Consider the following 20,617-nt stretch of genomic DNA (forward strand, 5'->3'; position numbering starts at 1 on the left):
AAAAGGTATGCAGCATTTTTCGAAAAAGACCGCATTGACGCCACTGAGCCTGGCCTTGCTGGCCATCGGCACGCCAGCGTGGGCGCAAACCAGCGTGGGACAGGTACAGGACGTGGTAGTGACCACTGCCGTGCGCGGCGAGGCGCGCACCGTGGCGGACAGCCCGGCGCCAGTGGATGTCATCAGCGGCGAACAACTGATCCACACTGGCCGCGCCGAGCTGGCCGAGGCGCTGGCGCGCCTGCTGCCTTCCTTTAACTTCGGCACCAACCAGGCTGGCGTGAACTCGGTGGTACGGCCGGTCAGCAATCGTGGACTGGGGCCAGCCTATACGCTGGTGCTGGTGAACGGCAAGCGCCGCCACAACGGCGCGCTGCTGACCAATGGCGGCGGCGACACCAGCGGCGTCAACGCGATTGATCTGGACACGATACCGCTCAGCGCGATTGACCACATCGAGGTGCTGAAGGACAGCGCCGCCGCGCAATACGGTTCGGATGCGGTGGCTGGCGTGGTCAATGTCATCCTCAAGACCGGCAACCATGGCGGCCAGATCGCGGCCAGCTACGGTAAACTGAAACATGGCGACGGTGATCTGAGCAACAAGAAGCTGGAAGGCGATGTCGGCTTTGCGCTGGGCGAGGATGGCTTTGTGCATATCGGCGCTGCGGCGCGTAAGCGCGGCCAGGCCTGGTATAACTTCCCATCGACCAATCTGGTGGCGTATTCACCGGCCTCCAATCCCAAGAACGCTACCTGGAACCGTGACGGTGCGCACAACGGCGATCCGGGCATCGAGGCCTACGATCTGGCATTCAATGCGGAGAAGCCGTATAGCGCCGATGTTACGCTGTATGCCTTTGGTACGGCCGGCACGCGCAACACGGTAGCGGGGAATAACTTCCGCCGTCCGAATGGCCTGGCGACCATCGCGCAGATTTATCCTGATGGTTATTTTGCGCTCAATAATATGAGCGCCTTCGACTTCCAGCTGAACCTTGGCGCCCGCGGCAAGACAGCCGGCTGGAACTGGGATATCAGCACCGGCTATGGAAAAAACCGCGCCCGCCAGTACAGCAATCTGACGCTGAATCCATCGCTGGGACCCGCCTCGCCGACCAGCTTCGACAACCTGGCCACCTATCAGTTTGAACAATGGACCACCAACGAGGACTTTACCCGTGCGGTGGATATCGGCTGGAAGAAACCGCTGCAATGGTCGTGGGGGCTGGAGCAGCGCATCGAACGCTTCTCGACCTATGCCGGCGACCGGCTCGGCTACATCAACGGCGGCTACATCTTCAAGCCCGGCGATCAGGAGGGCAATCCCAACGTCGGCAAACCGGCGGCAGTGGGTGCGCAAGCCGGTGTGGCCCTGTCGCCGGCCGACGCGACCAGCATCCGCCGTACGGTGCTGGCGGTGTACAACGACTTGGGCTTCTATCCGGTTGAGAACTGGTTTGTCGATGGCGCCGTCCGCTTCGAGCATTACAACGACAGCGCCGGCAACACTGCCAGCGGCAAGGTCAACAGCCGCTATGACTTCTCGCCGAAGGTGGCGATACGCGGCACCGCCGGCACCGGCTTCCGCGCGCCTTCGCTGACGCAAAGCGGCTATTCGCAGACCGATAATCGCACCAACATCAATCCGGTGACCGGCGTGGTGGAGCCCAGCTTGTCCAAGCTGCTGCGGAATAACTCGGATCTGGCGCGCAAATTCGGTGCGCGCGATCTGGACCCGGAGAAGTCAGTCAACTTCGGTCTTGGCCTGGTGCTGAAACCTGCGGATAACATCAACGTGACGCTGGACGGCTATCAGGTCAAGGTCAAGGACCGGATTGTCCGCACCGGCTATATGTTCGGTCCAGCTTTTGCGCCGACGCTGATTGCCGCAGGCCTGACCGGCACCGAGTGGGTGCAGTACTTCGCCAACGCGGTCGACACGCGCACGCGCGGCGCCGATCTGGTGGCCGACATCACCAGTGACTACGGCGCGGCTGGCCTGGTACGCTGGGGCGCGGCGCTGAACTGGAACAAAACCGTGGTAACGCGAATTAATCCAACGCCATCGCAGATCACTGCACTGGGCGCCAATACCGGCGGTAGCGCCGTGTGGTTCGGCTACGCGGCTGGCGGCGGCATCGGCGATTTGAGCGCAACGCCCAAGACCAAGCTGATTTTGTCGGCGCGCTGGTTCTTTGGCGACCTCGAGGCGACCGCGCAGACTACGCGCTACGACTCGTACACCTGGCAGACCACGGCCAACCGCGCGCAGGATTATCACTTTGGCGCGAAGTGGCTGACCGATCTGGACCTGAGCTATGCCCTCACCAAAAAAACCAAGCTGGTGGTCGGCGCGGCCAATCTGTTTAATACGCGGCCGGACAAGAATGGTCCGGGTGACGCCAACTCGGGTGGTAACAGCTTTGTGTACGGCCCGGCGCCGTTTGCGCCAAGCGGTGCTTACTACTACGGCAAGGTGACGTATGACTTCTGATCCGGACCATCGCCGCCGTCGCCTGTTGGCGGCGCTGCCCGCCGCCGCGCTATTGGGCGCGTGCGGCAAGACGCCAACAGCGGCGCCGCAGGCTGGTGCTGTTCCCGATCTGTCCAAGGTCAAGCTGGTGCTGGGCGATCAGGTCAAGCTGTTGCAGACCAAGGCGGAAGCGGCCGGTGTACTGAAGGACCTGCCGTATCAGATTGAGTGGGCCAGTTTCCAGGGGGCGGCGCCGCTGTTCGAGGCCGTGGTGTCCGGCGATGTGGACACGGCGATTGCCGCCGACACACCGGCGCTGGCTGCGGCAGCGGGTGGTGCGCGGGTCAAGGTGATCGCGGCCAGCGTCTCTTCCCCCACCAGTGTAGCGATACTGGTGCCGCCGGATTCGCCGTTCAAGACCGTGGCGGATCTCAAGGGCCGCAACGTCATCGTTTCTTCCGCGCGCGGCAGCGTCGCACATTTCCTGTTATTTGGTGCGCTGCGCGAAGCGGGGCTAAAGCCTGCGGATGTCAACACCGGCTTCATGCTGCCCAGCGACGCCGCCGTTGCTTTCTCCAGCGGAAAAATCGAAGCCTGGGCCACCTTCGGCACCTACCAGGCGGCCGCCGAAATACGCGGTGCGCGCGTGTTGCGCAATGGCGTCGGCATCAATTCCGGCATCGGCGTGCTGACCGCTTCGGACGCGGCACTGGCCGATGCGGGCAAGCGTGCCGCGCTGGCAGATGTGCTGCAACGGCTTGCACAGTCGAATGTCTGGGCCAATGCGCATCCCAAGGAATACGGCGAAGTCTTCCAGCGCCTGACCGGCTTGCCGCCGGATGTCGCCAGACTGGCGGTCAGCCGCGACCGGCCGCAGTTGCGCGCGGTCGATAGCGAAATTGTCCGACAGTTGCAGGACGTGGCGGATACCTTTTACGAAGCCAAATTATTCCCACGCCGGGTCGACGCGAGCAAGCTGGTAGACACCAGCGTGTTCCGGCCCGCCTGAACCTTTCATCAAGGAGCATCACATGAGCATTCGACAACTGAAACTTGGCTTTATCCTGCACGGCGTGGGCCCTGGCTGGGGCGACTGGCGGCATCCTGACGCCGACCCGAGCGCCAGCACCAATATCGATTTCTATCTGCGCCAGGCCAGGCTGGCGGAACAGGCGAAGTTCGACTTCCTGTTTGTGGCGGACAGCGTACACATTACCGAAAAGTCCAGTCCACATTATCTGAACCGCTTTGAGCCGCTGACCATCCTGTCCGCGCTGGCCACGGCCACGCAAAACATCGGTCTGGTGGGCACGCTGACCGTCAGCTACAGCGAACCCTATACGGTGGCGCGCCAGTTCGCGTCGCTGGACCACATCAGCAAAGGCCGCGCCGGCTGGAATGTGGTGACCTCGTGGCTGTCCGGCAGCGCCGACAACTACGGCAAGCCGACGCACCCGCCGCACGAAGTCCGCTACCGCATCGCGGCAGAGCATCTGGAGACGGTGCAGGGCCTGTGGGACTCGTGGGAAGACGATGCGCTGACGCGCGACAAAGCCAGTGGCCAGTTCTTCGACCCGGCCAAGCTGCATACGCTGAACCACAAGGGAGAATTCTTCAATGTGCGCGGCCCGCTGAATATCAGCCGCTCGCCGCAAGGGCAGCCGGTGATCTTCCAGGCGGGGGCGTCGGAAGACGGCCGCAATTTCTCGGCCCGCTATGCGGATGCCTTCTTTACCGAGAACTCGTCGCTGGAGGCGTCGCAGACTTATTATGCCGATATCAAACGGCGGGCCGCCGCATTCGGCCGCGCGCCGGAGCGCCTGAACGTGTTGCCGGCGCTGCGCGCCATCGTCGGCCGCGATGAAGAAGAGGTGGAGCGCCTGTTCCAGGAAGCAGTGAGCCTGATCCGCGTTGAAGATGCGCTGGTGGCGCTGGCCCGTTCCTTTAACGAACATGATCTGGGCCAGTATCCGCTGGATGGCCCATTCCCGGACATCGCCCATTACGGCGCCGAGAGCAACCGCAGTTCCTCCGAGCGCATTGTGCGTGCCGCGCGTGAAGAAAACCTGACGCTGCGCGAAACCGCTCTGCGCTACGCCAGCCCGCGCCGTGAATTCGTCGGCACCGGTGTGCAGGTGGCCGACGCCATCCAGCGCTGGTTCGACAGCGGCGCGGCCGATGGCTTCATCCTGTTTGAATCGCTGCCGCGCCAGCTGGACGCTTTCGTGTCCGAAGTGGTGCCGGTGTTGCAGCAGCGCGGCCTGTTCCGCAAAGAGTATGAGCACCACACCTTACGTGGTAATCTGGGACTGGATGTGCCGGAAAACCGCAACACCGCAGCACGCCGCCAGGCTGCGTAGGAGAGCGCAAGATGAGTGAAGCACAACAACACGACCTGCCGCCACGGCTGCGGCATTTCGTCGGCCAGCTGGATGCCATCATCGGCCAGGATGAGGTACAGGTAGTGGAGCAGGGTTCGGCCGCGCTGCGCGAGCTGCTTGCGCATGACGATTGGCTGCCGCGTGAAGCCGCCGCGCCGCATCCGCAGTTCTATCGTCAGTATCTGCTGTACCGCGATCCGGCTGCGCGTTTTTCGGTGGTGAGTTTTGTTTGGGGGCCGGGCCAATCGACGCCGATCCATGACCACACCGTGTGGGGGCTGATCGGCCTGCTGCGCGGCGCCGAGATTTCGTACGACTTCCGCCGCACGGCAGATGGCCGGCTGGAGCGGCATGGCGAGCCGCAGCGGCTGGAGGCGGGCGACGTGGTGGCGGTGTCGCCGGCGCTGGGCGATATCCATCAGGTGTACAACGCCTTCAGCGACCGTGTATCGGTCGGCATTCACGTTTATGGCGCGGATATCGGCGCGGTTGATCGCAGCGTCTACACGCTGGACGGACAGGTCAAGCCTTTCCGTTCAGGCTATACGCCACAGATCCCGTATCGCAGTTACCAGCAGGTGAGGGCGGCGCTATTGGCGGGCCGCGAAATCGCACTGCTGGATGTGCGCGAGGAGGATCCGCACGCGCAGGCACACCCGCTGTTCGCCGCCAACTTCCCGTATGGCCGCATTGAGATTGACGCCTACACCAAGCTGCCGAGCCGCGATGCGCCGATCGTCGTGCTGGACGATGGCGAAGGCTTGGCCTTGCCCTCAGCGCTCAAGCTGCACCAACTGGGCTACACCAATGTCGCGCTGCTGGACGGCGGCGTGGCCGGCTGGCGCGACGCCGGCGGGGAATTGTTCCGCGATGTGAACGTGCCGAGCAAATCCTTTGGCGAGCTGGTCGAGCATGAGCGCCACACGCCGTCGCTATCGGCGCCTGAAGTGAAGGCGCTGATCGACCAGGGCGAGAACATTGTCATCCTTGACGCGCGCCGCTATGACGAGTACCAGACCATGAGCATCCCCGGCAGCATCAGCGTGCCGGGCGCGGAGCTGGCGTTGCGTGTGCGCGAACTCGCTCCGGACCCGGCCACCCGCATCATCGTCAATTGTGCGGGGCGTACCCGCAGTATCATCGGCACCCAGTCGCTGATCAACGCCGGCGTGCCGAATCCCGTGTCGGCGCTGCGTAATGGCACCATAGGCTGGACGCTGGCCGAACAGCAGCTGGAGCATGGCCAGTCGCGCAGCTATCCGCCGGCGTCGGAAGCGAATCGGCAGACGGCGGCGCGGGATGTGCGGGCGCTGGCCGACCGCGCTGGCGTCAAGCGCTTGCAGCCGTCGCAACTGAGTGAGCTGCATGCTGACCGCGTGCGCACCAACTATTTCTTCGACATTCGCAGTCCGGGCGAATACGGCGATGGACGGTTGCCGCATTTCCGCTCCGCGCCTGGCGGGCAACTGGTGCAGGAAACCGAGCAGTTCGCGCCGGTACGCGGCGCGCGCATCGTGCTGGCGGATAGCGATGGCGTGCGCGCCAATCTGACCGCGCACTGGCTGAAGCAAATGAATAACGATGTGTATGTGGTGGATGGCTTGCAGGCCGCGGATTTCAGCGTGACCGGTCCGTGGCAGGATGCGCTGCCGCCGCAGCCGGAGGTCGAAGAGATCAGTGCCGACACGCTGGGCGACTGGTTGTCTGCGGCGCCGCAGCAAGTGGCGCTGCTGGACTTCACGTCGGGCGTCAATTATCAGAAACGGCATATTCCGGGGGCATGGTTTGCGCTGCGTTCGCAACTGGCGGCGGCGCTGGCGCAGTTGCCGGAAGGCGTGGAGCGCTATGTGCTGACCTGCGGCAGCAGCCTGCTGGCGCGCTATGTCGCCGCTGACCTGCGCACGTTGACCAAGCTGCCTATCCTTGTACTGACTGGCGGAACGGCGGCGTGGGTGGCCGCCGGCAAGCCAGTGGAGACTGGCGCGACGCGATTGGCCTCACCATTGATCGACCGCTATCGCCGTCCGTACGAGGGCACGGACAATCGCGCCGAAGCCATGCAGGCCTATCTGGATTGGGAGTTTGGCCTGGTGGCGCAACTCGGCAGGGACGGCACGCATGGGTTCAAAGTGATCTGATTTGATTTGCCTCATTGCAATATTCATTGCAATGCAGCATAATTTTCTCATATTGGTAATTCAGCTTAATTGAGAAAATTGCAATGACTATCGCCAAGCGTTTGATGTTGACCCTATCCCTGGCGCTGGCGGCGCTGATTTTTGTTGGCGTCGCCGCGCTGACGCAGCTGTCGAATGCGCAGCAGCGGCTGGACATGGTGCAGACCCGTTTGATCCCCAGCATCTCCGGCTTGAAAATGGCCAAAGGCTTTATGTCCGACAGCCGCCTGGCCGCATACCGGCTGTCGGTGTTTTCGAATTTATCCGACAAGAGCGCGCTGGATAAAGCCTATAACGATGCGCATCGACGCCTGGACGAGGTGATCGCGGCGTATGAGAAAGACCGGATCTTCGACGACACCGACCGCAAGATGCTGGAGGCGGACAAGGCGGCGATGGTGACTTATCGCCAGGCGCTGGTGCCGTTTATCGCCGGCGCGCATGCCGGCGATCTGGATGCGGTGCGCGCGACGCTGGAAACCGGCACGCCGCTGGCGTTGTCCGCAGCCGCGTTGAAGAAAGCCTTTGACGACCATATCGCTTACAACAACCAGCTGATAGAAAACGTGCGCGCCGAGAGTGTGGCTGCGTATGGCTTCGCGTTCAAGCTGATGGTGATGGTGATTTCGCTGGCGTTGCTGGTGACTGGCGCGCTGGCGTGGCAGCTGTACCGCATCATCCGCAGCAGCCTGGCATCGATCCGCGGCACGCTGGAAGATGTCAGCCAGTCTCTGGACCTGACCAAACAGATCAAGGTCGAGCGTATGGATGAAATCGGCCACACGGCGGTGGCGTTCAACAAGCTGCTGGAGCAGATTGCGGGTGTGATCGAAACAGTGCGCGCGGCGACCGGTTCGGTTGGTGTGGCGTCGCAGCAGATTGCTGCGGGTACCGGGGATTTGTCGCATCGTACTTCGTCTCAGGCGGATGCGCTGGAAGAAACCGCGGCCAGCATGGAGCAGCTGACATCTACTGTGGGGCAGAACGCGGACAATGCACGCCAGGCGAATCAGCTGGCGCGTTCGGCGTCCGAGGTGGCGACGCATGGTGGCGCGGTGGTGGAGCAGGTGGTGCTGACCATGGGCTCGATCAACGAGTCGTCGCGCAAGATCGTGGATATTATTTCGGTGATCGATGGGATCGCGTTCCAGACCAATATCCTGGCGCTGAATGCGGCGGTGGAAGCCGCACGCGCAGGTGAGCAAGGGCGTGGCTTTGCCGTGGTGGCCACCGAGGTACGCAACCTGGCGCAGCGGTCAGCATCGGCCGCCAAAGAGATCAAGGCGCTGATTGATGATTCGGTGGAGAAGGTTGGCTCTGGTACCCGGCTGGTGGAGCAGGCTGGTACGACCATGCACGAGGTGGTGGCGAGCATCCAGCAGGTGACCGATATCGTTGGCGAAATCAGTGCTGCGACACAGGAGCAGAACGACGGGATCGAGCAGGTGCACCGCGCGGTGACCGAGATGGACCAGACCACGCAGCAGAATGCGGCGCTGGTCGAGCAGACCGCCGCAGCGGCAGCCACCTTGCGCGATCAGGCGGATATGCTGGAGCAAGTGGTCAGCGCGTTCAACATCAAGGCTGGGCAGGCGGCTTTGGCTGCGCCGGTTGCATCGGGAGCGGGGCGCGCAGGTGTGATCGCGCTGCCGGCATCCGCACCGGCGAAGGTTGATGCTGATTCGTCCCGTTCGCGTTCGGTGGCTTAGTCCAGGCCCAGAATATCCTTCACCAGATCGCGCTTGGCACTTTCGACGATAGGTGTCTTGCTGCTCTCTTTGAACACGCCCATGACGTACTTGACCAGGCTGGTCTCGCCGCTGGTGTTGTCTTGCTTGTCTGCGCGTGTCAGCGTGCCACTGCTGTAGCTGATGTTCGTGCTGCTGGTGCTCTCTTCACTGATCTTCTTGAAGTAGTAACTTTGCGTCCGCATGCTTTCCTTGGCGTCGAACGGCTTGCCGGAAGAGAGTGATTCGTGGAAGCTTGCATCAAGACGCTTGTTCTGCGTTTGTGAAATCGAGCGGTCAAACTGGCTATCGCCACCTATATCAGTGGTCTGCGAGACGTGATAAATGAACTTGTCGATTTCGTCCGGACGCTTTGGATTGAGGGCTAATGGCGTGCTGCTAAACGAGGCCTCAAAATCGGCCAGGCCGGTGAGCTGTGCGAGGTCGCGCGGGGCCAGGCTGGGCGCGCTATTGGCGGATGGTGCGCCGACCATCTGAGTGAACACGCCTTTGAAAGTGGCCAGCAGGGCGGTGTTGGCATGGCCGCGCCGGGCCGCCTCATCGACTTGCGCCAGGTAGGCGTCGATTCCCGCCTGGCGCTGCTGGTCGTCACCGATACCGGCCAGGCGAGACAGGTCGACACTGACGTTCACGTTGCCGTCCGGCCCATTGCTGTTGAGCGAGCGCGTCTTGCTATCGGCGTGAAAATGCAGGGTTTGCATTTTGCCACCTTCCAGTTCCACATCCACCTTCAGATCAACTGAGGCCAGCAATGCCGGGTCGTAGCGCAGCAGGCCGTTCAGGTCGAGTTTGTGCGAACCGGTGATGCCGTCGATGGCGCTTTGGAACGCCTCCGCCAATCCCGACAAGGCGCCGCGCTCCGCTTCGCTTAGTTTGTCGGAACCGGCGACCTGCACGGTCAGCCCGTTCGATGTGGTCTTCAGAGCGATGCTGATTTTGATGCCGGAAGCCGCCATCACGTCCAGCGTGATGTCATAGGTATCCTGCTTTCCCTGCGGCGCCGCGAGCGACGATTGCCTGACCGATTGCGAAAAATCGCCGGGATCGCTGTCAAAGCGGTGCAGCAGCGCCGCGCCGATGCCGCGCAGGCGGCCGGCCGCGGAAGTTGACGCATAATTAATCGTCATCAGCGAACTGACTGGATCACTGGACTTTGCACCCCATGCGACGCTGTTGGTCAGCGGCGGCTGCATGCTGGTCAACGCGTCTGGCGGCGCTGCAAACGTGCTTGCCAGCGTCTTCTCGTCCGGTGAGGTGGATGCGATGTCCAGTTCCTTTGCCTGGAAAACTGGCTGGGCCGGAGTAACTCTGCTGCTGAAAGCTGATATGGCGGTCATGGCGATGTCATTGTTGGGATGATCGGGTGACTCGCCAGTAAGTAGCGACACAAATAATGTGGCGATTAAATGTGACGGCGTATTGTAGCGGCCCAGCGTAAGCGGATTGCCTGCGCCAGTGCGGTGGGCAGGGCGTCCAGTTTGGTGTCGAGCGTACCGGCTTCCACCTGCACGGGTGTGCCTTCCGCAGCCCCGTGCCAGGCGATATCGTAGTTCGCCAGAATGCGGATGATCGCTTCGCGGCTATATTGGTGATTGGTGACCAGCGCCGCCATGTCGCGAAAAGCCTGTTCCGCTTGTCCTGGCCACAACGCCACGCCGACTGTGGCGGCTTGATCGCCATGCTGGTGGATGCGGTGCGCAATGCCGGTCTTCAGCAGTACCGCATCGCCTTGCCGCAGCAGAGCGATACGCACACCGCCGCTGCGTATTTCCAGCTCACCCTCAAGCGCTGCCACCAGCTTGCTCTCCCGTTGATGCGTCAACGGCAGGTTATGGCCTTTGATCGGCAACACGAAATGCATCGCTGTGCCGGCGCCCGCAATGCTGGCCTGCGCGACGTCGATGCTGACCGGATAACCTTCCGGCACCAGATGCAGCAGATCGTCTTGCGTGGCAGGGAGGCTCATATTCATCCTTTTGGCAGAGCGCCGCGCAATGCCGCGCTGCGCCTAGAAGTGCTTGATCAGCGTGGCTCTCAGCGAGCGCGATTCGATAGGGTGGAAGTGGATGTCGGCCACGGCGGCCGTTTCCCCTTTCAGCTGCGATTCATAATAATAATCGATGGCGGAGTCGCGGCGGTTGGTGATATTGAATGCCTCAAGTTCCAGCGCCAGGTCCTTGCGGATCTTCCAGCCAAAGCGGCCGTTCAGCGTCATGCTGGAGCTGGAGCGTACGCTGTTGTCTTCAATAAGCGGGCGTGGACCAAAGTAGCGCAGCTTCAGCGATGCCGAATACGGACCGCCGTCGTCCACGGTGATCGCCAGTTGGCCCGTGCCTTCCACCGCGCCAGGAATGTAACGGCCTTGTTCCTGCTCACCACGCGAGCGGGCGCGCGCGTAAGCCAGGTCCAGATCCACCGACAGCCATTTCAGCGGCTTGTAGTAGTTGGAGAATTCGACGCCATAGCGCCTGCTCGGCGGACCTGCTTCGGTCGCTCCGGCATCGCCGATGTAGACCAGCTCCGAATCGAAATCCAGCCGGTACAGCGATAGCGAAGTCTGCAAGCCAGGCAGCCAAGCGGTGCGCGCGCCCAGCTCCATGCCGCGCGAACGTACCAGCGGCGTGACTTTTTCCGCCGCCAGACCGGTCTTCGGATCGATGGTGATGGTGGCGCCGCGCGCATCATTGCTGTGGAAGCCGGTGCCGAAGTTGGCGTATACCTCAGCCGTTTGCCATGGGCCGTAGATGACGCTCAGGCTGGGACTGAGCAGATGGTCGTTGACCTTGCCAGTATTGGCGCTCCGGTCACTCTGCACGTCAAAACGGTAGCCGTCCAGCCGCGCACCTGCCACCGTGCGCAAGGCAGGCGACCAGCGCGTGTTATTTTCAAGGAACAGACCGGCGCTGGATTCAACGATGTGATCCTGGCGCGTGACGGAAAGTGTGCGGCGCGCCTGGGTGTTCAGCAGGCCGTTGAAGATATTGTCGTTCTGTAGCTGGATGCCGACGGTGGTTTCGCTGTTGCCCGTGTCGGTATGCTGGTGCCAGCTGTGCGAGGCATTCAGACCGCTGGTCACGCGCTTGTCCGGCTGCGCGAACTGGTCGCCGTGGAGCGGATCATCCATGAAGTAGGTGAAGTTGGACCACAGGTCCAGCTGATTGGCGATCAGGTAGGCGTTGACCTTGGAAGCGCTGTTGTCATCGGTGCGCCGCCATGCGCCTGAAAGGCTGTAGCGATGGGCCTTGCCGCCGTCCGTATTGTCGATGGCGTCGTTGCGGCCGATCTGGCCGTCCTGCACGGCGCGCAATGGAATCTGGTCGGTGGAATTCCAGTCGGCCTTGTACGCCATCAGGCTGACGTTAAAGCCGTTGTTGGCGTAGCCTTCGCTGTAGCGCAGCACGGCGTTCAGTTTCTGATAGTTGTCCGGATTGGTAAACGGACCGTCATTGTGCAAAGCCTCGACCGCATACAGCAGGCTGCCGCGCTGCGTTTCTACCGAATCGGCAAGCAGCGCGCGGCCATAGCCGTTCTGGCCGGCGCTGACGCTGGCCACGCCTTGTAGCAGGCGATTGGCGTACACCACGGACGCGGTACCGGCGGAAGCGAAATCGCCCTCCTGAGCGGAGTAGGGGCCTTTCTTGTAGTCGAGGCGCACCGACAGTTCCGGTATCAGGAAATTCAGGTCGGTCCAGCCCTGGCCGTGCGCGTGACTGCGCTGGTTGACCGGCATGCCGTCCACTGTGGTGCGAAGGTCGGTGCCGTGATCGAGGTTGAAGCCGCGCAGGTAGAACTGATTGGCCTTGCCTTCGCCGCTATGCTGGCTGACCACCAGCCCCGGCACCGCCTCCAGCATTTCGCCGGGACGGTAGACGGTGCGCGCGGCCAGCTGTTCCTGGGTGACGGCGCCCGCGCTGGCGGCATCCGCGACACCCAGCTGGTTCAGGCGCGAGCCATCCACCAATACCCGTTGCAGGCCCAGGTCATCGGCCTGGGCGGAACCCAGGGCCAGCAGCAATGCATATTTAAGGGGCGATTTGATCGATACTGCTTTGATCGAAGATGAGGGTTTTGATCGTGCCATCGGTTTGCACATTGAGGGTATTCTTTTGAGTTGGCAGGAAATCGATCAGCAGCGCATTGTGTATGCGGCTGCCTTTCTTCAGTCTGGCGCCGCGTATCTCCTGGAAGATCACAACGCTGTCGGCGTCGACTTTTGCCCCAACCCATTGCAGTGGCAGGCGCTTGCCTGCCGCGTCGGCGATGGTGAACTGTTTTTCCACGTAGCGGCGCAGCGGCGCTTCACTGTCCGGACGGCCAAGGTCAAACTGGTGGCCGTACAGATTGGTCAGCAGCGCGGTGAGATCGTGCCCGGTGTAGGTGTGCACGATCTCGGTGTTGCCAGTGCGCTCGTTGTAGCTGATGTCCGCTATGCCCATATGGAAGTTATGAGCATGGACTACCGTGCTGACCAAGGCCAGCACGGCGACTGCAAGCGTCAAGAAACGCGGCATTACTTCTTCTCGTCTTTCTTCAGCGGCGTATTGAAGTCGCGCATCAGGTTATTTTTATCGCGTTCGGTCTTGAACAGTTCCAGGCGCGATTGCGTTACCTTGCGAGGCCACGAGTTGTTGGTCGTGTCGATGTCGGCGGTTTCCCAGTACGGGTCCTGGGTCAGGCTGACCATCGGTTCGTCGGTGATAATCAGCTTGGTGATTTTCTTCGACGAGTAGCGCCATACTTCGGCCGGAATGCGCTCGATATACTTCTTGCCGCTCTTCAGTTCAATCTCCAGAATCAGCGGCATCACCATGCCACCCAGGTTGGAGAAGTCGACCAGATAGAGATGCTTGCCCTGATCCAGCAGCTTCTTCTCCCACGGCTCCAGTTTCTCGACCGCTTCCGCGTAAGCGTTGCGGTCTTTGTTGGTGACGGTGAATTCGTCGTGCTCGTTGTAGAAGTCCTTCAGCTCAGGGTGCGAATCCAGGCGCTTAGGCAGGGCCTTGTTGCGCTGCTCGGACACCGAAATAGGCTGCGCGTCTTTCTGCGCCTTCTTCCAGGCTTTCTCCTTTTCCGGATTCTTGCTGCTGATGCCGTACTCGTTGATACCGTCGATGCTGATGTCAACCGGATCGGTGGTGTAGAACCAGCCGTGCCAGAACCAGTCGAGGTCCGTGCCCGAAGCATCTTCCATGGTGCGGAAGAAGTCAGCCGGGGTAGGGCGCTTGAATTTCCAGCGTTGTGCGTATTCGCGGAAGGCGTAGTCGAACAGTTCGCGGCCCAGAATGGTTTCGCGCAGGATGTTCAGGCCAGTCGCCGGTTTGGCGTAGGCATTGTTACCCAGCTGGAGTACCGACTCCGAGTTGGTCATGATCGGCACCTGGTTGCGGCTCTTCATGTAGTCGACGATGTTGCGTGGCTCGCCACGGCGCGACGGATAGCCATCTTCCCATTCCTGCTCGGCCAGGTATTGCACAAAGGTGTTCAGGCCTTCGTCCATCCAGGTCCACTGGCGCTCATCGGAGTTGATGATCATCGGGTAGTAGTTGTGGCCCACTTCGTGAATGATCACGCCGATCAGGCCATACTTGGTCTGCTGCGACCAGGTCAGCGCGCCGGTTTTCTTGTCCTTGCTTGGACGTGGACCGTTGAACGAGATCATCGGGTATTCCATGCCGCCCACCGGACCGTTGACCGAGATCGCGGTTGGATAGGGATAATCGAAGCTGTACTTGTTGTACTTGTCGATAGTGTGGATGATGGCCTGGGTACTGTACTTGCCCCACAGCGGATTACCTTCCTTCGGATAGTAGGACATCGCCATCACGTCGGTGGAATCTTTTTTGTAGCCTTGCGCATCCCAGATGAATTTGCGGCTGGAGGCCCAGGCAAAATCACGTACGTTGGCGGCCTTGAAGTGCCAGGTCTTGCTGGCGGTGCTGCGCGATTTCTCGGCCCTGGTGGCTTCTTCCTGGGTCACGATGACCACCGGCGTGGTGGCGGTCTTGGCTTTTTCCAGGCGATCGCGCTGGGCTGCACTCAGAACCTCGTTCGGATTTTGCAGCGCACCGGTCGATGCCACCACGTGGTCAGCCGGGACGGTCAGCTGTACATCGTAGTCGCCGAATTCCAGCGTGAATTCGCCGGAGCCGAGAAACTGCTTGTGCTGCCAGCCATAGACATCGTAGTAGGCCGCCATGCGCGGGAACCATTGGGCGATTTCGAACAGGTCGTTCTTGTCTTCGTCGAAGTGCTCGTAGCCGGAACGGCCGCCCAGCACTTGCTGTTCGTTGATGTTGTAGGACCAGTCGATATTGAAGACGAACTTCTCGCCCGACTTCAATGGCTGCGGCAGGTCGATGCGCATCATGGTGCGGTTGATGACGTGCTTCAGCGGCTGGCCGCCCGAGGCTACGGTCTTGATCTTGAAGCCGCCGTCGAATTCACGGCCGGCCAGCAGGCCGCGCATGCCTTCAAACTTGTAGCCCTCGTCCGGTCCGGACGGTTTGGCCCAGGCTTCGCGCGATGGCTGGGTCAGCATCATGCGGGCGTCGGAGTCTTTTTTGTAGATGTTCTGGTCGAGCTGCACCCACAGATAGCTCAGCGTGTCCGGCGAGTTATTGTGATAGGTGATTTGCTCGCTGCCGGTGATGGCGCGCTTGGCTTCGTCCAGCGACGCAGTGATGGTGTAATCAGCGCGTTGCTGCCAGTAGGCGTGGCCTGGCGCACCGGAGGCGGTGCGATAGGCGTTCGGAGTCGGCAGGATTTCTTCGAGTTGACGGAATTTGTCGTCAAATGGCTCTGCCGCGTAGGCGGATACCGTCAGGCAGAGGGCCAGTAAGCCAAGCTTCTTTTGCATAGGGATTGTTTCCTCTTGATAAGAGGATAAATTGTATAGCAGCTTTTCAATCGATTACCCACTGATACAATAAAATACAAACCCGGAATGGCTTCAGCGCTTGGCCTGGGTGTCGAGGAATTGCTGGCGGGTGTCGTCGTCCGCAGTCGCCGCAACCGATGGCACGCCCAGCCGCATCAATTTGGAACCCGCGCCCGCATGCGCCTGCGGCCACTCAGGCAAGCCCGCGCCATTGGGGTTGCCGCGCTTGATGAAGTTGGCGAAGTAGTCCTGCAACTGGGTGGAAAGCGCATAATCATCTGCGCTCCACGCATAGACTTTATTCCCCGCCAGGTTGCCCATCGCGTACTCGATCTCCACCGAATGGCCTGCGCCTTCCTGGCCAGGGCGTGGCTGAGTGTAGTAATAACGATACACTGGCTTGCCGCTGGTGCGCGCGTGGGCGTCTATCCACTTCCAGGTGCCATGGCCGATAAACAGGTCGCTGGCCAGATTGGTGGCAGCTTGCTTGTAGTCGCCGCTGTAAGCTTGCCGTGCGGTGGCTGCCTGGTCGCCATACAAGCCTTGCAGGCGCGCGACAAACAACGCTTCGCTCGGCTCGTCCTTCTGGAATATCTGCTTGTAATGGCCTTCCTGCGAATTCCAGCCTGCCAGCAGCGGGATTTTGGCCTGTTCGCCGGCCGCATACACCTCGGCAGGCGCGCGCGGAATCACGTAGCCGTCCTGGATCGCGGAGAACCAGATGCCCGACGCCTGCGCCGACTCCAGCAGCTTTTGCGCCGGCAGCTCGCGCAGTTGCGACAGCGTAGGCGCAGCGATGGCCTTGGCGAATTCGGCACCTTTTTGTTCAGCGTCCGCCAGTCTGGCGGGCGGGGTCAGGCCGAGCAGCGCGCCGCTTTCGCCGATGGCGCCGGCAATCAGGCCTTGGGCTTGCGGATTGATCATTTGCGCGCTGACCGAGAACGAGCCAGCCGACTCGCCGGCGATGGTCACGCGCGCCGGATCGCCGCCGAAGGCCGCGATATTCTTGCGTACCCATTGCAGCGCTGCCGCCTGATCCATCAAGCCATAGTTGCCGGACGAGTGATGCGGCGCTTCCCTGGTCAGCTCGGGATGTGCCAGGAAGCCGAATACGTTGAGGCGATAGTTGACGGTCAGCGTGACGATGCCTTTGGCCGCCATGCTTTCGCCATCGTAGCGCGGTTCCGAACCGTCGCCGGCCGCGAAGCCGCCGCCGTAGAAGTAGACCAGCACCGGCAGCTTCTCTTTGGCCGACTTGGCCGGCGTCCAGACGTTAAGGAACAGGCAGTCCTCGCTGACGCCGTCCGAGCGGAACACCATGTCGCCGAACAGCGGCAGCTGCATGCAGCGCGCGCCGAATTTGTCGGCCTTGCGCGTGCCTTGCCACTTGGCCACCGGTTGCGGCGCCTTCCATCGCAGCTTGCCCACCGGTGCCGCCGCGTAGGGAATGCCCTTGTACGCGATGACGCCCGATGCTTCCTGCACGCCCGCCACCACGCCGCCGGCAGTGCTGGTCGTGGCGTTTGGCGCCGCATGGGCGGTGAGGGCAAACAGGGAGGACAGCAGCAGACCGGTTTTTTTCATGGCGTGAGCAGTGCGGTAAGGTAAGTAAGGGTTATTTGACTTTGCCGGCGACCTTGCTGGAGGGGCGCAGGCGCGGCGCCGCATCGGACTGGCGACGGATCAGCGTATGCTCCATCACCACATGGCGTGCTTCCTCCGGCGTGCCGTTGCGCTGGGCGCGGATCAGGCGCACCAGGAATTGCACAGCCTCTTCCGCCATGTCGGTAATTGGCTGGCGCACCGTGGTCAGCTCGGGCCAGATGGTGGTCGCCAGCGCGGTGTCATCGAAACCGGCGACAGTCAGGTCGCCCGGCACGTCCAGGCCAAGGCGATGCGCGATGGCCACCACGGCGGCCGCCATATCGTCATTACTGGCGAAAACGGCGGTCGGACGATGTTCTTGCGACAGCAGATTCTCCGCCGCGTCCAGGCCGGAGCGGTAGGTGAACAAGCCTTGCACCAGCAGTTCCGGCGCCAGTTGCATATGCTTGTCCGCCAGCGCGGCTTTGAAGCCGGCCAGGCGGCGCGCGCTGGCGCTCTGGTTGGGATGGCCGATGACGAAGCCGATGCGCTGGTGGCCCAGCGCGATCAGGTGGCAGGTCATCGCGTACGCGGCCTGATAGTCGTCGATGCTGACGCCGCCGACGCGTGGGTCCGGCTGGCCGCAAGCCACCGTGATGGCTGGCGTGCCGGATGCGGCGATCAGGTCGATCAGGTTGCGCGTGTCGCACAGCGGCGGCGGCAGGATGATGCCATCCACGCCATTGGCGATCAGCCGGCGCGCCTGCTCGACGCCATGTTCGTCCGCCTCGCATTTTTCCACCACCAGTTGCACATTGTTCGGGCTGGCCTGGTTCAGCAGGCCGACCAGGAATTCGCTCAGGTAGCCCGCCGACGGATTCGAATACAGGAAGCCGACGCGAATCGGCCGCGAACCCGCCAGACGGCGCGCCGCCTGGTTGGGAACGTAGTTGAGGGCAGCGACTGCCGCATCGACGCGGTTGCGGGTTTTCTCGCGGACGTTGGTATCGCCGTTCATTACGCGCGATACGGTCATCGGGGAGACGCCGGCCAGTTCGGCCACGTCGGCCATGGTGGGCGCCTGCGAGCGGTTCTGCACGGCCACTACTGGCGCCGCTTTCACCTTTTTGTTAGTCATCTGTCCTCTGTTAATAATATGGCTATGTTAAGCCCCGAACTCTATCACAAGCGGCGCCTACCAATGGCCCGGCGCGTAAGGGAAGGTCAGGGATTTGTAGTATTCCAGCGCGTGCGCTGGCGCTTTCACGTCCGCCGGCAGCGGCAGCCCGGACACCGACTGGAAGTAGGCGATGCAGGCGTCGCGCCACAGGATGGCGTTGTTGACCTGGCGGCGCAGGCGCTGTTCTTCCTCGGCGTAGCGGCGCGCATCGATCAAGGGCTTGAGCGCCACCCACTGCGCGTGCAGCGCGTTGGCGTCGGCCAGGCCCTTGTCGTAGTGTGCCAGCAGCTCGGTCCACAGCGTGCGGCCGGACTGCATCTTGTAGTCCCATGGCAGGTGGTGGAACCACAGCAGGAACTGCTCCGGCGTGGTTTTCGGATCGCTGTACTGGCGGGCGATCTCCGGCGCGTACTGTTCCAGCGCGTTGCTGCCTTTGGCGGTGCGGTCAAAGCCGATGCCGTCGCGGCCGGCGCGGTGGTAGTAGATCGGATTCCAGTCCGGGCGCTCCAGATTGTCCACCCACGGGCCAGGACCGTGATGGTGGCCGGTGCCCATGATGTGATGCAGCCCCAGTGGGGTCATGTAGTTCACCACCGTTTCGCGCGAATTCATCATCATGTCGACCACCGGCTTGACCACACGCTGGTCCCGGCCGAAGGTGAGGGCGGCCCATTCGGCGGCGATGTCCCTGGCCTTGGCTTGCTGGTTCCAGGCCAGGCGGCCGTAGGCGTACCAGTTGGCCTGGTCGAAGTGTGAACCGGCCCAGTTGCGGTCGGTGCCGATATTGGAGACGCCGGCGATGCCGCTCAGCGTCTTGGCGACAGTGCGGCCGCCTGGCGCGGTTTTGGTATCGGCTTGCAGCGTCTCTTCAAACATGGTGCCCAGATAGGCCATGTCGGTCGAGAAGCCCAGGTATTCCTTGGTGATCTGGAACTCCATCATGACCGGCGTTTTCAGCGCACCGAACAGCGGGTGGAATGGTTCGCGCGGCTGGAAATCGATGGCGCCGTTCTTCACCTGCACCAGCACATTGGCGGCGAAGGTGCCGTCCAGCGGCTTGAATTCGTCGAAGCCCTGCTTGGCGCGGTCTTCACCGATATGCGTGCCTTTCGGCGCGTAGACAAAGGCGCGCCACATGACGATGCCTTTGTGCGGCGCCAGTGCGGCAGCCAGCATATTGGCGCCGTCGGCGTGGGTGCGGTGATAGTCCTGCGGGCCAGGCTGGCCCTCGGAATTGGCCTTGACCACAAAGCCGCCGAAGTCCGGAATCGTTTTGTAGATCTCATCGGCCTTGCGCTTCCACCAGGCTTGCACTTCCGGCGACAGCGGATCGGCGGTGCTGGTTTCTTTCAGTTCCAGCGGTGTTGACCAGCGTGCTGATAGATAAACCTTGATGCCGTAAGGGCGCAGCACATCGGCGATGGCGGCGGCTTTGGCGATGAACGGCGCGGTCAGGATTTCCGGCTTGGAGTTGACGTTATTGAGTACCGTGCCGTTGATGCCCAGCGAGGCATTGGCGCGCGCATAGTCGGTGTAGCGCTGGTCCTTGATGTCCGGCAGCGCCCACCAGTCCCAGATGGACTGGCCGGAGTAGCCGCGTTCGACGGTGCGGTTCAGATTATCCCAATGATTCAGCAGGCGCAGTTGCAGCGTTGGTGCTGACGATGCTTCCAGTTTTGCGCCGGTGGCTGCGTCGCGCAGCCAGGCGTAGGTTCCATAAAGGAGGCCGATGTCGCTGTTGGCTGCGATCAGCGTGACGTTGTGGCCTTGCACGCGGGTCTGGCGCAGCAGGTAGCCTTCATCACCCAGCGCGGCCAGTTCGGCGCGCAGCGGCGACGCGGCGGCGCTCAGTTCCGGCAGGCGCGATGGCGTAGCCAGCAGCAGCGCGCCATCGGCGATGTGCGTGGCTGGTGCTGGCGCGCGGCCCAGCAAGCCGCTCAGGCCTTTTTGCAGTTCATCGAGCGCGGCCTGGGTGGTCGGCGTGGCCGCACCGGGCAGTACGATGCTGCGGGCTTGCGCTTGCACGCTGGCTTGGGCTGCCTTGTCCAGTAGGCGGTAACGCAGCCACAGATCGTAGCCGTCTTCGTTTGGTGGCGCTGCGGCGGATGCCGCCGCAGCGACCGTGAGTAGCAGCGTTGCCAGCGCAGCGGATAAAGAAAAGCGCATCATGTCTCCAGTTTATGGTAGCGTAATC

At 62.0% G+C, this 20,617-nt stretch carries 13 protein-coding genes; 5 read left to right on the forward strand and 8 right to left on the reverse strand.

Features of this window, described 5'->3' with window-relative positions:
* Positions 1 to 7: 7 nt before the first annotated feature.
* The 5 genes from KW842_RS17715 (at position 8) to KW842_RS17740 (ending at position 8,743) form a co-directional block, all read left to right on the forward strand.
* Positions 8 to 2,497 carry a TonB-dependent siderophore receptor gene (locus tag KW842_RS17715; RefSeq protein ID WP_218305430.1) on the forward strand — a complete coding sequence of 830 codons (2,490 nt, stop codon included), beginning with the start codon at positions 8 to 10 and terminating at the stop codon, positions 2,495 to 2,497.
* On the forward strand, positions 2,487 to 3,485 hold the full coding sequence (locus KW842_RS17720; RefSeq protein ID WP_218305431.1) for an ABC transporter substrate-binding protein: 999 nt from the start codon (positions 2,487 to 2,489) through the stop codon (positions 3,483 to 3,485). The genes KW842_RS17715 and KW842_RS17720 overlap by 11 nt, the downstream gene beginning before the upstream one ends.
* Before the next feature lie 22 nt (positions 3,486 to 3,507).
* On the forward strand, positions 3,508 to 4,836 hold the full coding sequence (locus KW842_RS17725; protein ID WP_218305432.1) for an LLM class flavin-dependent oxidoreductase: 1,329 nt from the start codon (positions 3,508 to 3,510) through the stop codon (positions 4,834 to 4,836).
* Positions 4,837 to 5,411: 575 nt separating this feature from the next.
* Positions 5,412 to 6,995: a rhodanese-related sulfurtransferase gene (locus KW842_RS17735; RefSeq protein ID WP_218305579.1), complete on the forward strand. Its 1,584-nt coding sequence runs from the start codon at positions 5,412 to 5,414 to the stop codon at positions 6,993 to 6,995.
* Between the two features lie 83 nt (positions 6,996 to 7,078).
* Positions 7,079 to 8,743 carry a methyl-accepting chemotaxis protein gene (locus KW842_RS17740; protein ID WP_218305433.1) on the forward strand — a complete coding sequence of 555 codons (1,665 nt, stop codon included), beginning with the start codon at positions 7,079 to 7,081 and terminating at the stop codon, positions 8,741 to 8,743.
* Here KW842_RS17740 and KW842_RS17745 read toward each other — a convergent pair.
* The 8 genes from KW842_RS17745 to KW842_RS17780 form a co-directional block, all read right to left on the reverse strand.
* Positions 8,740 to 10,119 carry a hypothetical protein gene (locus tag KW842_RS17745; RefSeq protein WP_218305434.1) on the reverse strand — a complete coding sequence of 460 codons (1,380 nt, stop codon included), beginning with the start codon at positions 10,117 to 10,119 and terminating at the stop codon, positions 8,740 to 8,742. The two genes, KW842_RS17740 and KW842_RS17745, sit on opposite strands and share 4 nt — an antisense overlap.
* Positions 10,120 to 10,184: 65 nt before the next feature.
* Entirely contained in the window at positions 10,185 to 10,748 is a 564-nt protein-coding gene (locus KW842_RS17750; protein ID WP_218305435.1) for a cupin domain-containing protein, read from the reverse strand.
* A gap of 42 nt (positions 10,749 to 10,790) precedes the next feature.
* On the reverse strand, positions 10,791 to 12,863 hold the full coding sequence (locus KW842_RS17755) for a TonB-dependent receptor (RefSeq protein WP_218305436.1): 2,073 nt from the start codon (positions 12,861 to 12,863) through the stop codon (positions 10,791 to 10,793).
* Positions 12,805 to 13,293 (reverse strand): DUF6702 family protein, encoded by a 489-nt coding sequence (locus KW842_RS17760; protein ID WP_218305437.1) that lies wholly within the window; start codon positions 13,291 to 13,293, stop codon positions 12,805 to 12,807. Before KW842_RS17760 ends, KW842_RS17755 begins: the two co-directional genes overlap by 59 nt.
* Positions 13,293 to 15,638, reverse strand: coding sequence for a M1 family metallopeptidase (locus tag KW842_RS17765; protein WP_218305438.1), 2,346 nt, complete (start codon positions 15,636 to 15,638; stop codon positions 13,293 to 13,295). Before KW842_RS17765 ends, KW842_RS17760 begins: the two co-directional genes overlap by 1 nt.
* A gap of 93 nt (positions 15,639 to 15,731) precedes the next feature.
* Positions 15,732 to 17,243 (reverse strand): carboxylesterase/lipase family protein, encoded by a 1,512-nt coding sequence (locus tag KW842_RS17770; RefSeq protein WP_218305439.1) that lies wholly within the window; start codon positions 17,241 to 17,243, stop codon positions 15,732 to 15,734.
* 31 nt (positions 17,244 to 17,274) lie between these two features.
* Positions 17,275 to 18,381: a LacI family DNA-binding transcriptional regulator gene (locus tag KW842_RS17775; protein ID WP_218305440.1), complete on the reverse strand. Its 1,107-nt coding sequence runs from the start codon at positions 18,379 to 18,381 to the stop codon at positions 17,275 to 17,277.
* A 57-nt stretch (positions 18,382 to 18,438) separates the two neighbouring features.
* On the reverse strand, positions 18,439 to 20,592 hold the full coding sequence (locus KW842_RS17780) for an alpha-glucuronidase family glycosyl hydrolase (RefSeq protein ID WP_229223770.1): 2,154 nt from the start codon (positions 20,590 to 20,592) through the stop codon (positions 18,439 to 18,441).
* Between the last annotated feature and the right edge of the window lie 25 nt (positions 20,593 to 20,617).

It is taken from the genome of Duganella sp. sic0402 (genome assembly GCF_019219065.1).
In the GTDB taxonomy this organism is placed as follows: Bacteria; Pseudomonadota; Gammaproteobacteria; order Burkholderiales; family Burkholderiaceae_D; genus Rugamonas.

Bases quoted from the DNA above. Each gene is read 5' to 3' on its own strand.
- KW842_RS17720 (WP_218305431.1), top strand. From the start codon at position 2,487: ATGACTTCTGATCCGGACCATCGCCGCCGTCGCCTGTTGGCGGCGCTG.
- KW842_RS17770 (WP_218305439.1), bottom strand. From the start codon at position 17,243: ATGAAAAAAACCGGTCTGCTGCTGTCCTCCCTGTTTGCCCTCACCGCC.
- KW842_RS17715 (WP_218305430.1), top strand. From the start codon at position 8: ATGCAGCATTTTTCGAAAAAGACCGCATTGACGCCACTGAGCCTGGCC.
- KW842_RS17755 (WP_218305436.1), bottom strand. From the start codon at position 12,863: ATGGCACGATCAAAACCCTCATCTTCGATCAAAGCAGTATCGATCAAA.
- KW842_RS17725 (WP_218305432.1), top strand. From the start codon at position 3,508: ATGAGCATTCGACAACTGAAACTTGGCTTTATCCTGCACGGCGTGGGC.
- KW842_RS17750 (WP_218305435.1), bottom strand. From the start codon at position 10,748: ATGAGCCTCCCTGCCACGCAAGACGATCTGCTGCATCTGGTGCCGGAA.
- KW842_RS17760 (WP_218305437.1), bottom strand. From the start codon at position 13,293: ATGCCGCGTTTCTTGACGCTTGCAGTCGCCGTGCTGGCCTTGGTCAGC.
- KW842_RS17780 (WP_229223770.1), bottom strand. From the start codon at position 20,592: ATGATGCGCTTTTCTTTATCCGCTGCGCTGGCAACGCTGCTACTCACG.
- KW842_RS17775 (WP_218305440.1), bottom strand. From the start codon at position 18,381: ATGACTAACAAAAAGGTGAAAGCGGCGCCAGTAGTGGCCGTGCAGAAC.
- KW842_RS17765 (WP_218305438.1), bottom strand. From the start codon at position 15,638: ATGCAAAAGAAGCTTGGCTTACTGGCCCTCTGCCTGACGGTATCCGCC.
- KW842_RS17740 (WP_218305433.1), top strand. From the start codon at position 7,079: ATGACTATCGCCAAGCGTTTGATGTTGACCCTATCCCTGGCGCTGGCG.
- KW842_RS17745 (WP_218305434.1), bottom strand. From the start codon at position 10,119: ATGACCGCCATATCAGCTTTCAGCAGCAGAGTTACTCCGGCCCAGCCA.